Raw genomic sequence first — 13,050 nt, forward strand, 5'->3', positions numbered from 1 at the left:
GCGGATTACCCGTCCGTGCCGCGCGGAAAATAAAGCGCGAACGTCGTGCACCCGTCGCGGCTCACGACCTCCACCTTGCCGCGATGCAATTCCATGATCGACTTCACGATCGCGAGCCCGAGCCCCGCGTTGCGCGCCGCGCCGTGCCGCGACGAATCGATGCGGTAGAAGCGCTCGAAGATCCGTTCGACCTGTTCGGGCGGAATCGCGGCACCGCGATTCGTGACCTCGACGACCGCATCATTCCCTTGCACCGAAACGGCCAGTTCGATCGCCGACGCGGCTTGCGCGTGTTCGAGCGCATTCGATGCGAGGTTGCTCACCGCTCGCCGGAACAGCGTCGCGTCCGCGACGACCGGTGCTTCGCCGCGCACGTCGATGCGCACGCCGGCTTCGTCGGCCAGCGCCTGGAAATACGACGCGAGCCGGCGCAACTCGCTGCCGGCGTCCAGCTCGGCGGTTTTCAGGTGCTGACGCGCATTGTCGGTGCGCGCGAGAAACAGCATGTTCTCGATCATCCGCTGCAGCCGCTCGCATTCCTCGATGTTCGAATCGATCAGCGTTTCGTATTCCTCGGTCGTGCGGGCACGCGACAGCGTGACCTGCGACGAGCTGATCACGTTCGCGAGCGGCGTGCGCATGTCGTGCGCGAGATCGGACGAGAACTGCGACAGCCGCACGAACGCGCGTTCGAGGCGGTCGAGCATCCGGTTGACCGACGTCGCGAGTTCGCGCAGCTCGACGGGGCCGCCGCGCGCGTCGAGGCGCGCGTTCAGGTTGTGCGCCTCGATGCGCGACGTCTGCCGGCCGAGGCTCTCGACCGGGCGCAGGCCGCGCGATGCGACCGCGTAGCCGAGTGCGCCGACCAGCAGCGCGCCGACGGCCGCCGCGAGCCAGATGTCGACGCGATAGCTTTCGAGCAGCGACTGGCGATCGGTCGCCGTGCGTGCGAGCGCGACCTGGATCGCTTCGCCGGACGGCAGCGTTGCACGCGCATACACGCAGCGGGACGTGCCGATGCCCGATGGCGAGCAGGAGAACGGCCCGGCGGCGCCATCGGCTGGATGCGGTGCCGTGATCACCGACGCCAGCGTGTTGCCGGCCGCGTCGGAGTGCTCGACGAGCGGGCGGTCCTGCGCATCGTAGATGCCGAGATAGACCCCGGGGTGCGACAGCAGCACTTCATGGAACACGGCCGGATCGGCGCGCAGCGCGGCTGTCGATCCGCTCGCGTGCGCGAGCTGCAGGAACTGGTTGAGCTTGCCGGAGATCTCGATGTCGTCGCGCCGCGTGAGTTCGGCGGACAGCGAGCGGTACAGGTATGCGCCGGTCAGCGCGAATACGAGCGCGGCGACGACGGCGAACGCGAGCGTCAGGCGCCGCAGCAGCGAATACGAAGCCGGGCTCGCGCTCACGAGCGATCCTCGAGCACGTAACCCATGCCACGGATCGTGTGGATCAGCTTCTTCTCATATGCGTTGTCGATCTTCGCGCGCAGCCGCTTGATTGCCGCATCGACGACGTTCGTGTCGCTGTCGAAATTCATGTCCCAGATCTGCGACGTGATGAACGTACGGGTCAGCACTTCGCCTTCGCGTTCGGCGAGCAGCTGCAACAGCGCGAATTCCTGCGCGGTCAGGTCGATGCGGGTGTCGGCGCGCCGCACGCGGCGCTTGAGCAGGTCGACCTCGAGATCGGCAACGAGCAGGATGTCGCGCGCGTTGCGCGGCGCGCGGCGCAGCAGCGAGCGGATGCGCGCGAGGAATTCGGCGTACGCGAACGGCTTGAGCAGGTAGTCGTCGGCGCCGAGTTCGAGCCCGGCCACCTTGTCCTCGATCGCGTCGCGGGCCGTGAGCAGCAGCACGGGCGTCTGCTTCTGCGCGCGCAGCCGCCTGAGCACCTCGAAGCCGTCCAGCGCCGGCAGCATCACGTCGAGCACGACGAGGTCGAAATCCTCGTGCAGCGCGAGGAACAGCCCGTCCTGGCCGTTTTCCGCGATGTCGACCGTGTAGCTCGCCTCCATCAGCCCCTTGCGGAGGTACGACGCCATCTTGGGTTCGTCTTCGACTATCAGTATCCGCATGGTGGGGCAGGCTGTCCGTATTTCCAGCCGGTCAGTGTAACGCCTGAGCTTAAGGTGCCGCGCGTGCGCGAACGATGACCGCCGGATGACGGGATTGTCATGCATCGCCCAGGCGCCGCGTCACCCGCGTTTCATGAAAATCCGGTCATGTTTCGGCCATGTCGTCGTCACCGCGGCGGCGATAACCTGCAGCCGTCTTGTCCCCGGAGCGCGCCGTCGCGGCGCCGCGCCGGCCCAACCGGTCGTTGCCTGCCCGATTCCGCATCCATGTCGTATTGGCGCAAATTCCTCGTCGTCGTGCTGCTGGCGCTGAGCCTGCCGATCCAGTCGTTCGCGGCTGTGTCGATGCAGTGCGCGGGCGCTGCCGTCATGCCGGCGGAGGCGGCCCCGCACGCGCAGGAGGGCCGTCACGATCATGACGGTCACGCGCGGCATGCGTCGTCGTGTTCCGCGTGCGTGTCGTGCTGCTTCGGCACGGGCATGTCGGGTGCCGGGGCGGTGCCCGCCGTCACGAGCGTCGGCGTCGCGATCGCCGCGCCTCCCCCATCGGCCGGCGGCGTGTCGTTCCTGACCGGCGGCATCGACCGGCCGCCTCGCGCGATACCCGTCTAGTTCCCGCCCGTGGCCGACAGGCCGCGACCTGCAATTCACGCTGGCGGCCGCACCCGGTCCGCCGGACGACTCACGACGAGATATTTTCATGCGACTGATCACTGCGGCGCTGTTGAGCGCGGCGGCCTTCATGCCGTCGCTCGCGCCTGCGCAAACCCCGTTGCCCGATCCGGCGGACGCCGCCGCGTCGGTGCCGGACGTCACCGTGACGTCCGCGTTCGACGGCTACCGGCCGTATCGCGACGACGAAGGCCCCGGCTGGAAACAACTGAACAGGGACGTGACGGAGCGGCCCGCGAAGCCCGGCAATGCGGCGCGCAACGGCGGCGCACATGCGACGCACGGAGGGGCCGCGCGATGACGAACCTGGCGATATCGCCGAGGATCGGTGCGGCCGCGGTCGCGCTGGCGTTCCTTGCGGGCTGTACGACGTTTTCGAAGGATGGCGGTTTCGACGCCGTGTCGTCCGCCGCATCGGAACGCATCGGGAAAGACGCGGTGGTCGTCAGGACCGATGCCGACCGCGAGGCCGTCGACAGGCGGACGCAGGAACTGCTGGCTAGGCCGCTGTCGATGGACGATGCGGTGCAGGTCGCGCTGCTGAACAACCGCGGCCTGCAGGCGTCGTACGCCGAACTCGGACTGTCGGAGGCCGACCTCGTGCAGGCCGGCCGGTTGCCGAACCCACGCTTCGCATTCAGCCGCACGCGCGCCGGCGACGGCGAACTGACGCTCGGTCGCACGTTGTCGGCGAACGTGTTCGCACTGCTGATGATGCCGCTCGCGACGAACATCGAACGCCGCCGCTTCGAGCAGACCAGGCTCGAAACGGCCGATGCGATACTGAAGGTGGCGGCCGACGCGCGCCGCGCCTACGTGGAAGCCGTCGCCGCCGGGCAGGCCGCGAACTATGCGCAGCAGGTGCGCGACGCCGCGAGCGCGGCCGCCGAACTCGCGCAACGCATGCGGCAGGCCGGCAACTTCAGCCGCCTCGATTACGCGCGCGAACAGGCGTTCCAGGCGGACGCGGTCGCGCTGCACGCGAAGGCGCGCCAGCTGGCGCTGGCCGCACGCGAGAAGCTCACGCGCGCGATGGGGCTGTGGGGCGAGCGCACGCGGTACGCGCTGCCCGAGCGCTTGCCCGACCTGCCGAAAGCGCGCCCGAACCTGCCCGATCTCGAACGCTTCGCGATGAGCAACCGCTTCGACATCCAGGCCGCGAAGCTGCGGACGCAGGGCGTCGCGTCGTCGCTCGGCCTGAGCAAGGCGACACGCTTCGTCAACGCGGTCGATCTCGGCTACGTGAACAACTACGAAACCGGCAAGGGCCACGAGCACGGCTACGAGATCAGCGTCGAGATTCCGCTGTTCGACTGGGGCGGCGCGAAGGTCGCGCGCGCCGAGGCCCTCTACATGCAGTCGGCGAACCGGCTCGCGAAAACGGCGATCGACGCGCGCTCCGAAGTGCGCGAATCGTACGCGGCGTACGTGACGAGCTACGACGTCGCGACCCACTATCGCGACGAAGTCGTGCCGCTGCGCAAGACGATCTCCGACGAACTGCTGCTGCGCTACAACGGGATGCTCGCGAGCGTGTTCGAGCTGCTGGCCGACGCGCGCGAGCAGGTCGGCGCGGTCAACGGCTACATCGATGCGCTGAAGGACTACTGGCTCGCCGAAACCGATCTGCAGATGGCCGTCGGCGGTCGCTTGCCGTCATCAGGCGCTGCGCCGCGCGCGGCGAATGCCGCCGAACCGGCACCCGAACCCACGCCCAGGGCCGACGCTGCCGCGCAGCCGGTCTCCACTCCCGCGGCGCCACCGGCGCCCGCGACGCAAACGCATCCGGAAGGTCATTGACATGGTGTCCCGTCGACAATTTCTCAGCGGCTCGGGCGCCGCGCTGCTCGGTGCGGCGATGGTCAGCAAGGCCGGCGCCGCGTCGCTGCCCGAAGCGCCCACGATGGCGAAGACCGGCACGCAGCCGCCGCTCGTGCCGCCGAACGGCCGCCCGTACACACCCGTCGCGACGCTGAACGGCTGGTCGCTGCCGTGGCGGATGAAGAACGGCTGGAAGGAGTTCCACCTGACGGCCGAGCCCGTCGTGCGCGAGATGGCGCCCGGCATGAACGCGAACCTGTGGGGCTACAACGGCCAGTCGCCGGGCCCGACGATCGAGGCCGTCGAAGGCGACAAGGTGCGCATCTTCGTGACCAACCGGCTGCCCGAGCATACGGCGATCCACTGGCACGGGCTACGGCTGCCGAACGGGATGGACGGCGTCGGCGGCCTCACGCAGCCGCACATCCCGCCCGGCAAGACCTTCGTCTACGAGTTCCAGCTCGAAGCGCACGGCACCTTCATGTATCACCCGCACGCCGACGAGATGGTGCAGATGGCGATGGGGATGATGGGCATGTTCATCGTGCACCCGAAGGATCGCGGCACGATGCCGGTCGATCGCGATTTCGTGTTTCTGCTCGCCGCGTACGACATCGACCCGGGCAGCTACACGCCGCGCGTGAACGAGATGACCGACTTCAACATGTGGACTTTCAATTCCCGCGTGTTCCCGGGCATCGATCCGTTGCCGGTGCGCGCCGGCGACCGCGTGCGGATTCGTTTCGGCAACCTGACGATGACGAACCATCCGATCCACCTGCACGGTTACAGCTTCGAAGTGACCGGCACCGACGGCGGCTGGATTCCGCCGGCCGCGCGCTGGCCCGAAGTGACGGCCGACGTCGCGGTGGGGCAGATGCGCGCGATCGAGTTCATCGCCGATCGTCCGGGCGACTGGGCGTTCCACTGCCACAAGTCGCACCACACGATGAATGCGATGGGCCACCAGGTGCCGAACCTGATCGGCGTGCCGCAGAAGGATCTCGCGCAGCGTATCGGCAAGCTCGTGCCCGACTACATGGCGATGGGGAGCACGGGCGGCGCGATGGGCGGGATGGAAATGCCGTTGCCCGACAACACGCTGCCGATGATGACGGGCACGGGCCCGTTCGGGCCGCTGGAGATGGGCGGCATGTTCACGGTCTGCAAGGTGCGGCAGGGGCTCGGCCGCACCGACTATCGCGATCCGGGCTGGTTCCGGCATCCGAAGGGCACCGTCGCCTACGCATACACCGGCGAATTGCCGGACGGTTGAGCAGCAGCATGCGGCGGCCGTGCGTATGCGGCCGCCGGTTTCCATTCACTCACACGGGAGTCGACACGATGAAGAAGGGACTGGTTTTGATGGCAACGGGTTGCGCGCTGGCGTTTTCCGCCGCGTCGTACGCGGCCGGCGACATGGCCGGCATGGACATGAGCGGCGGCGCGAAGCAGGGCGCCGACGCGGCGCAGCGCATGTCGCACGGCGAAGTTCGCAAGGTCGATGCGGCCGCGGGCAAGCTGACGATCAAGCACGGCCCGCTCGAGAACCTCGGGATGGAGGCGATGACGATGGTGTTCAAGGTGAAGGACCCGGCGATGCTGTCCCAGGTCAAGTCTGGCGACAAGATCGACTTCGTCGCAGAAGAGGTGGGCGGCGCGCTGACCGTCGTCGAACTGAAGAAGCCGTGACGCGGAGCGCGAACATGACGATCACGATGCTCAAGCGGCTGGCCGGCTTTGCCGCGGCCGGCGCGATCCTCGCGGCCGCGCCTGTCACGGCCTCGGCGCACGGCAAGCTGGAAAGCGCTGCACCGGCGACGGGCAGCACGGTCGACGTGGCGCCCGACACCGTGCGGCTCGCGTTCAACGAAGACCTCGAACCGGCATTCAGCTCGGTGAAGGTGTCGGACGCGAACGGCAATGCCGTCACGCAGGACAAGGCGAAGGTCGATGCGTCGAACCCGCGCGTGATGACGGTCGCGATGCCGAGGCTCGCGCCCGGCGCATACACGGTGCAATGGGTGGCGATGACCGCCGACGCGCATCGCACGAAGGGCACCTATACGTTCCGGGTGAAAGGATGAACGACGGTATCGTCGGCCTGCTGCGGCTCGTGGCGGTAGCGATCCAGAATGCGGGGTTCGCCGTCGTCGTCGGTGCGCTGCTCGGCGGCCGCTGGCTCGCGCTTGGCGCGTCGGCATGGCAGCACGGGATCGGGCGACGGCTCGTCGCGACGCTGCGGATCGCGTCCGCCGTGTCGCTGCTCGCGAGCGTCACCGCGTTCTGGGCGCACTGCGCGTTGATGAGCGAAGTGCCTTTGTTCGAAGCGGGGCCGGCCGTCCGCGCGATGCTCGCGGGCACGGGCTTCGGTCATGCATGGCTGGCCGGCGCCGTGTTCATGCTCGTCGTCGTGCTGCTGGCGTTCGTCAGGCGCGCGAACGACACGCGTTTTCCGTTCGCGATGTGGGCCGCGCTTGCCTGCGTCGCGCTTGCGCGCAGCAACGGCGGGCATCCGGTGGACGCAGGCCTGTTCAGCGTGCCCGTGTGGATCGACTGGCTGCATCTGCTGGCGATCAGCGCGTGGGTCGGGCTCGTGCTCGTGACGGCATTCGGCGTGATGCCGCGACTCGCCGGCATGCCCGCGAGCGAACGCGCGACGGGCGCATCGTTCGTGCAGTCGCTGTCCGATGCGTCGACGTATGCGCTGGTCGTGCTGTTCGCGACCGGCGCGTACAACGGCTGGCGCGGCGTCGATACGCCGGCCAACCTGCTCGTGTCGACGTACGGGCAGATCCTGCTGCTGAAGCTTTCGCTCGTGTTGATCGCAGCGGCGCTCGGTGGCCATAACCGCTTCTTCGGGATGCCGAAGCTGTTGGCCGCGCTGCGGGACCCGGCTGCCGCGATGCCGGCCGTCTCGTTGAAACGGTTTGGCGCCGTGTTGCGGATCGAGGCGGTCGTGCTCGGCGGCGTGCTGATGGTGGCGGCCGTGCTCGTATCGAGCGCGTTGCCGGGAACGGCCTAGCGCGGCGATGCGGCGGCGACGGCGCGGGGGAATCGTCCGGAGCACGGAGGCGTTCCTGCCAGCCGATTGCCCCGCATTTCCGGGCCCGAACATGCGATCGGTGGGGATCGCGGCGGGATGACGGGCATTACGTCGGCCTGTCTGTTCATTACCAAAAACTGTCATTGAGCGCCGCTAAGCTTTCGCCACCCTCACAACCGGGATTCCCTGTCATGCGCTCGACAATCCGCCTGTTTGCCCCGCTATTGTTGCTTCCGACGCTTGCCGCGCCGGTATTTGCCGCTCCCGTCAGCCCGAACTGCGGCGGCAGCACGACGCCGATCGCCGATATCCAGGGGCCGGGCGCACCGTCGCCGCTCGCCGGCCAGAACGTGTCGGTCGAGGCGGTCGTCACCGCCGATTTCGGCGGCACGGACGGCTTCGGCGGCTTCTTCGTCCAGCAGGCCGACGCGCAACGCCGCAACCAGCCGGGCGTGTCCGAAGGCCTGTTCGTCTATGCGCCGAAAGCGCGCGCGAAGGCCGGCGATCTCGTGCACGTGACGGGCAAGGTCGAGGAGAAATACGGCCAGACGCAACTGACGCTGTCGGGGGCGATCGCGGTGTGCGCGAACGGCCAGACGGTCACGCCCGCGACGCTCACGCTGCCGGTCGACAGCCCGAACGCGTTCGCCGCGTACGAAGGGATGCGCGTGCGCCTGCCGCAGACGCTGAACGTGACCGACAACTACGAGCTCGGCCGCTACGGCAGCGTGATGCTCAGCAACGGCCGCTTGCGTACGCCGACGAGCGTCGTGCCGCCCGCGCAGGCGCAGACGCAGATCGATGCGAACGCACGCAACCGCCTGATCCTCGACGACGGCTCGAACAAGCAGAACCCGGCGACCGTGCCGTATCCGGCACCGGGCCTGTCGGCCGCGAACACGCTGCGCGCGGGCTACACCGTGCGCGACGTCGAAGGCGTGCTCGAAGTGCGTTACGGCGCGTGGCGCGTGCAGCCGCTGCCCGGCGCGGCCGTGCCGGCGTTCGACGCGCGTCCGAATCCGCGCACCAACGCGCCCGCGCGCGATCCGAAGTCGAACCTGCGCGTCGCGTCGTTCAACGTGCTCAACTATTTCAACGGCAACGGGCTCGGCGGCGGCTTCGACGATCCGAACAACCGCGGCGCGAAGACGTTCCAGGAATTCCAGCGTCAGGAAGCGAAGATCGTCAGCGCGCTGAAGGCGATCGATGCCGACGTGATCGGGCTGATGGAAATCCAGAACAACGGCTACGGCGAACTGAGCGCGGTGCGTCAGCTCGCGGCGAAGCTCGGCAGCCACTGGCGCGTCGTCGATCCCGGCTCGTCACGCCTCGGCGGCGATGCGATCGCGGTCGCGATGATCTACGACAACCGCAAGGTCGAACCGGTCGGCCGCGCGGCGACGCTTGCAATCGACGACAAGAACCGCCAGCCGCTCGCGCAGTCGTTCCGCCTGGTCGACGGCAACAAGCAGACGCTGACGGTGGCCGTCAATCACCTGAAGTCGAAGAACTGCCCGGACGCCGCGAACGACGATCTCGACCAGGGCGACGGCCAGGGTTGCTGGAACCCGACGCGCACGCGCGCGGCGACGAAACTGGCCGACTGGCTGGCCGGCAACCCGACGGGCGTCGCGGGCCAGGGCGTGCTGCTGATCGGCGACTTCAACAGCTATACGTACGAGGACCCGATCCGCGCGCTCGAATCGCGCGGCTACCGCAACCTCGTCGCGCGCTGGATTGGCGCGAATGCGTACAGCTACGTGTACAACGGCGAAGCCGGCTATCTCGATCACGCGCTCGCGACGCTGCCGCTCGCCTCGCACGTGAAGGCCGTGCACGAATGGCACATCAACGCGGACGAGCCGCTCGCGCTGCAGTACACGCTCGCGTACAAGTCGGCCGAACAGCAGAAGACGTTCTATGCACCGGACGCCTATCGTTCGTCGGATCACGATCCGGTGCTGATCGATATCGCGCTCCCGGGCGGCAAGAAATAATCGACTATCGACGTGCCGCAACCGACGACATGCGGCGAGGCCGCATGTCGTCATCCGCCCGGAAATGCCGGCCGGATATCGGGTAAATAATGCCGTCGAATCGAATTGAAATTAACGGAGTCGGTATTTTATGGACGATGCGGTACGTATCGGCATGGCGATTGAAGAAAGGTTGAAGCGAATCGAATCCCGGCGTGAGGGGTGAAGGTTGCCGTGCGGTATTAATCGATCACGGATAATAAAAATGAAAGAAAAATCCTGTCGATCTGAAGGTTTCGTCATCGTCGAGTCAATGCAGGCAGGGCTTCCGGGTTATGCGAGAAAAGTAAAATATTCGGCCCGGTATTACCGATAAAGCGCAGCTTGCACGAATAATTCCGTTTTCTTTCAAATGCCAGACACTGTCCGCCCTTCGCATCATTGCGGGATTTTTAATATCCGAATGATCTTTGACAACGCGGCGCAGCACCGCCTATTTTGTCGATGTCGTAAATTTCGGTAATCAGAATAGAAGTCCAAACTGCAGGGGGCGGTTCAAGCACGATTCTCGCCAGCAGTTTGCTGTGTCTGTATCACGTTCAGTCTCTTGAAGCAGTCCGATCCCAACCGCCTTTTGCGCGAGTGGCGGGTGTTGCTGCGCGTCTCGTCGGCGAAGGCGGCCTTTGTGAAGCGGTATCCGAACCAAAGGACAGAGATGAAACCAGACAGGAGCTGTACCGGCAGCCGCCGTGCTCGTCACGGCCGGATGGCCGGGCTGGGCGTAGTGACCGTCATGACACTGGCGCTCGCGGCCTGCGGCGGCGACGATTCGTCGTCCGTCGGCGCGTCGAGCCTCGCGCAGGCCACGGCCAGCCAGCAGGCCAGCGCGCAAGCGGCCGGCAATCAGGCGCCGGCGGCCAACCAGCCGTACATCGACCCCGTCGCCTACTCGATGAACGCGACCGACGGTCTCGCCGCGGCGCAGGTATCCGAGAAAGCGGCCGTCATGCATTACCAGTGGAAATCCGGCGGCACGACGGTCAACTACACGACGACCACCGGCCACCTGACCGCGCAGGATGCGAACGGCAATGCGGAAGCGTCGATGTCGTACGTCGCGTACACCGCGCCGAGCACCAACGGCAAGCCGCGCCCCGTCACGTTCGTCTATAACGGCGGCCCCGGCTCGTCGTCGATCTGGCTGCGGCTCGGCTCGTTCGCGCCGACACGGGTGGCCACGCCCGATCCCGGGTTCGGCACCACCTGGCCGAACTATCCGCTCGTCGACAATGCCGAGAGCCTGATCGACACCACCGACCTCGTGTTCATCGACCCGCCCGGAACGGGGCTGTCGGAAGCCGTGTTGCCGAACACCAACCAGAAGTACTGGGGTTCCGACGCGGACGTGAACATCATGCGCGATTTCATCCAGCGCTACCTGAACGTCAACAGTCGCGGCACGTCGCCGATTTATCTGTACGGCGAATCGTACGGCACGCCGCGTACCGACATGCTGGCGCTCGCGCTCGAATCGGCCGGCGTGCACCTGACGGGCATCGTGCTGCAGTCAGCCATCCTGAACTACTTCGCGGATGCGGTGGAAGCGGTGGCGATCACGCAGTCGACGGAAGGGCTGCTGCTCGAAACCGATACGGTGGCCGGTTACCTGCCGGGCTATGCGGCGGTCGCGGCGTATTTCAACCAGGTCTCGCCGGCGCCAGTGAACCAGGGGTTGTACGCACTGCAGACGGAACTGTTCACGACGCTGATCTACAACCAGCTGCAGAAGTACTCGCAGTCGTGGGTGTTGAGCCAGCTCGGCATTCCGGATGCGCTCGGCACGCCGGTGTTCCCGAGCGATGCGACGCTCAGGCTGTGGTCGATCCCGTCGAGCCTCACGCAACAGGCGCTGCGCGGCTACTTCAACGCGAATCCGTTCGGCACGAGCCTGCTGCCCGGCACGACGATCGGCCGGTACGACGGACGCGTGTCGTTGCCGAATTCCGATCCGCGGCTGCAGGACGACGGCGACCCGTCCGACATCCTGATCTCGCAGCCGTTTACGAACGCGCTCGCGACGCAGATGCCGGATTACCTCGGCTACTCCGCGCCGAACGCGACGTACCTGCCGTTGAACGACAACATCATCGGCGTCTGGGACTTCTCGCACGACGGCCAGCCGATGCCCGACACGATCCCCGATCTGCTCGGTGCGCTGCAGTTGAACCCGAAGCTTCGCGTGCTCGCGGAGAATGGCTATCACGATCTCGCGACGCCGTTCTTCAACACCGAGAAGCAACTCGCGCGGTTGCAGACGGTGAAGGGCCTCAATCCGAAGCTGCAGGTGAACTTCTTCCAGGGCGGCCACATGATCTACCTGGACGACGTCGCCCGGCCGGAGATGAAGCGGGACCTGAAGACGTTCTACAAGGGCGCGCGGATTCCGACGGCGCTGACGCTGCACACGCTGCCGCCGCCGTGGCCGGACGAGAATCCGCCGAGCGTGCCGACCGGCAGCGTCCCGGGCGCGACGGCCGGAACGACGCTGGCGGCGGCGCCCTGAGCGACGGACTCCTTGTCAAAGGAACCCTCTATTCATCCATTGAATGCGAGTGATCATGTCCCTAATCAAATTGATGCGGCGTATGTCTCCGTTGATCGTCCTCGGTGCCGTGACGAGCAGTGCCTATGCGTTGCCGCCGCAAGCGGTGGCGCCGGTGAAGCTGCCGCACGGCGGGCGCGGCGTCGACGGCCCGTTCTTTCCCGCCACGCGGGCGGCGCCGGTGTTGCCGTCGACCGGCGCGGCGCTGCAGCAGCAGGCGCAGCAGCGCGTCGACGCAAGGCTTGGCGGCAATACCGTGCTGAGCAACGGCGCGGCCGTGACGAAGGCGCAGGCGCAGAGCAGCGGCCTGGGTTTCGTGTCGAAGCACTTCGACGAGATCGATGCGAAGCACACCGGGCGTGTGACGATGAGCGACGTGCGGCAGTTCATCCAGCAGCGGCAGGTGCAGGCGCAGCAGGAGCAGCAGGACGAGTGACGTAGCAGGCGACGCGGCGGCCGGTGCGATGGAGAATCGCATCGGCCGCCGAATCTTGGGCGACGCGGGTGCGGGATCGTCCGGCTTTATCAGATTTCGGCGGCGTAGTGAAAATCCGGAAGCGTGCGCCGGATGCGAGCAGCGTCGCGTTCGCGCAAGGGTGGGACGCTCATGACGTGCGCAGCGGCGTGTCCGGCGAGAAGGTGCTCGTGCATGCGCAACGCGGCACGCAGCGCTATGAGTACGCGACGTTTCAGGCGAACGACGATCCCGCGCTGAAACTGGCGATCTACACACCGATGAATGACGGAGAAGGGGGCTGATGCTGCGTTGGCCGGCATCACCTCGCGGTCATGCAACGCAGCATCGGCTTCGTGCGTGAACGCGGGTGACGCGGTATAGCGGGGATGTGCG

General features: G+C 66.8%; 13 protein-coding genes. 11 read left to right on the forward strand and 2 right to left on the reverse strand.

Annotated elements, in window-relative coordinates; all coding sequences use genetic code 11:
- Positions 1 to 5: 5 nt before the first annotated feature.
- Together VXM69_RS03605 and VXM69_RS03610 are read right to left on the reverse strand one after the other, a co-directional pair.
- Positions 6 to 1,415 (reverse strand): heavy metal sensor histidine kinase, encoded by a 1,410-nt coding sequence (locus tag VXM69_RS03605; protein ID WP_367189011.1) that lies wholly within the window; start codon positions 1,413 to 1,415, stop codon positions 6 to 8.
- The gene (locus VXM69_RS03610; RefSeq protein WP_049035872.1) at positions 1,412 to 2,083 is read right to left on the reverse strand and encodes a heavy metal response regulator transcription factor; all 672 of its coding nucleotides are present in this window, start codon (positions 2,081 to 2,083) and stop codon (positions 1,412 to 1,414) included. The genes VXM69_RS03605 and VXM69_RS03610 overlap by 4 nt, the downstream gene beginning before the upstream one ends.
- 267 nt (positions 2,084 to 2,350) lie before the next feature.
- Here VXM69_RS03610 and VXM69_RS03615 point away from each other — a divergent pair, with 267 nt between their 5' ends.
- The 11 genes from VXM69_RS03615 (at position 2,351) to VXM69_RS03665 (ending at position 12,959) form a co-directional block, all read left to right on the forward strand.
- Positions 2,351 to 2,695 (forward strand): hypothetical protein, encoded by a 345-nt coding sequence (locus VXM69_RS03615; protein ID WP_367189012.1) that lies wholly within the window; start codon positions 2,351 to 2,353, stop codon positions 2,693 to 2,695.
- 88 nt (positions 2,696 to 2,783) lie between these two features.
- Positions 2,784 to 3,056, forward strand: a complete 273-nt coding sequence (locus tag VXM69_RS03620) for a hypothetical protein (protein ID WP_059559876.1) — start codon at positions 2,784 to 2,786, stop codon at positions 3,054 to 3,056.
- A complete protein-coding gene (locus VXM69_RS03625; protein WP_367189013.1) occupies positions 3,053 to 4,555 on the forward strand; it encodes a TolC family protein in 1,503 nt (500 codons plus the stop codon). The genes VXM69_RS03620 and VXM69_RS03625 overlap by 4 nt, the downstream gene beginning before the upstream one ends.
- A 1-nt stretch (position 4,556) precedes the next feature.
- Positions 4,557 to 5,852, forward strand: coding sequence for a multicopper oxidase family protein (locus VXM69_RS03630; protein WP_367189014.1), 1,296 nt, complete (start codon positions 4,557 to 4,559; stop codon positions 5,850 to 5,852).
- 68 nt (positions 5,853 to 5,920) lie between these two features.
- Positions 5,921 to 6,268 carry a copper-binding protein gene (locus tag VXM69_RS03635; RefSeq protein WP_226226989.1) on the forward strand — a complete coding sequence of 116 codons (348 nt, stop codon included), beginning with the start codon at positions 5,921 to 5,923 and terminating at the stop codon, positions 6,266 to 6,268.
- 14 nt (positions 6,269 to 6,282) lie between these two features.
- Positions 6,283 to 6,663, forward strand: a complete 381-nt coding sequence (gene copC / locus VXM69_RS03640) for a copper homeostasis periplasmic binding protein CopC (RefSeq protein WP_226226988.1) — start codon at positions 6,283 to 6,285, stop codon at positions 6,661 to 6,663.
- Positions 6,660 to 7,601 carry a CopD family protein gene (locus VXM69_RS03645; RefSeq protein WP_069704437.1) on the forward strand — a complete coding sequence of 314 codons (942 nt, stop codon included), beginning with the start codon at positions 6,660 to 6,662 and terminating at the stop codon, positions 7,599 to 7,601. Before copC ends, VXM69_RS03645 begins: the two co-directional genes overlap by 4 nt.
- Positions 7,602 to 7,813: 212 nt before the next feature.
- Positions 7,814 to 9,619 (forward strand): ExeM/NucH family extracellular endonuclease, encoded by a 1,806-nt coding sequence (locus VXM69_RS03650; protein WP_124608134.1) that lies wholly within the window; start codon positions 7,814 to 7,816, stop codon positions 9,617 to 9,619.
- Between the two features lie 694 nt (positions 9,620 to 10,313).
- Positions 10,314 to 12,161 carry a peptidase S10 gene (locus VXM69_RS03655; protein ID WP_049033867.1) on the forward strand — a complete coding sequence of 616 codons (1,848 nt, stop codon included), beginning with the start codon at positions 10,314 to 10,316 and terminating at the stop codon, positions 12,159 to 12,161.
- 43 nt (positions 12,162 to 12,204) lie between these two features.
- On the forward strand, positions 12,205 to 12,636 hold the full coding sequence (locus tag VXM69_RS03660; RefSeq protein WP_049033869.1) for a hypothetical protein: 432 nt from the start codon (positions 12,205 to 12,207) through the stop codon (positions 12,634 to 12,636).
- Positions 12,637 to 12,743: 107 nt separating this feature from the next.
- The gene (locus VXM69_RS03665) at positions 12,744 to 12,959 is read left to right on the forward strand and encodes a hypothetical protein (protein ID WP_049033871.1); all 216 of its coding nucleotides are present in this window, start codon (positions 12,744 to 12,746) and stop codon (positions 12,957 to 12,959) included.
- The last annotated feature ends 91 nt before the right edge of the window (positions 12,960 to 13,050 follow it).

Source organism: Burkholderia sp. Ed8 (assembly GCF_040761425.1).
In the GTDB taxonomy this organism is placed as follows: domain Bacteria; phylum Pseudomonadota; class Gammaproteobacteria; order Burkholderiales; family Burkholderiaceae; genus Burkholderia; species Burkholderia seminalis.

Bases quoted from the DNA above. Each gene is read 5' to 3' on its own strand.
- VXM69_RS03610 (WP_049035872.1), bottom strand. From the start codon at position 2,083: ATGCGGATACTGATAGTCGAAGACGAACCCAAGATGGCGTCGTACCTC.
- VXM69_RS03615 (WP_367189012.1), top strand. From the start codon at position 2,351: ATGTCGTATTGGCGCAAATTCCTCGTCGTCGTGCTGCTGGCGCTGAGC.
- VXM69_RS03620 (WP_059559876.1), top strand. From the start codon at position 2,784: ATGCGACTGATCACTGCGGCGCTGTTGAGCGCGGCGGCCTTCATGCCG.
- VXM69_RS03625 (WP_367189013.1), top strand. From the start codon at position 3,053: ATGACGAACCTGGCGATATCGCCGAGGATCGGTGCGGCCGCGGTCGCG.
- VXM69_RS03630 (WP_367189014.1), top strand. From the start codon at position 4,557: ATGGTGTCCCGTCGACAATTTCTCAGCGGCTCGGGCGCCGCGCTGCTC.
- VXM69_RS03635 (WP_226226989.1), top strand. From the start codon at position 5,921: ATGAAGAAGGGACTGGTTTTGATGGCAACGGGTTGCGCGCTGGCGTTT.
- copC (WP_226226988.1), top strand. From the start codon at position 6,283: ATGACGATCACGATGCTCAAGCGGCTGGCCGGCTTTGCCGCGGCCGGC.
- VXM69_RS03645 (WP_069704437.1), top strand. From the start codon at position 6,660: ATGAACGACGGTATCGTCGGCCTGCTGCGGCTCGTGGCGGTAGCGATC.
- VXM69_RS03650 (WP_124608134.1), top strand. From the start codon at position 7,814: ATGCGCTCGACAATCCGCCTGTTTGCCCCGCTATTGTTGCTTCCGACG.
- VXM69_RS03655 (WP_049033867.1), top strand. From the start codon at position 10,314: ATGAAACCAGACAGGAGCTGTACCGGCAGCCGCCGTGCTCGTCACGGC.
- VXM69_RS03660 (WP_049033869.1), top strand. From the start codon at position 12,205: ATGCGAGTGATCATGTCCCTAATCAAATTGATGCGGCGTATGTCTCCG.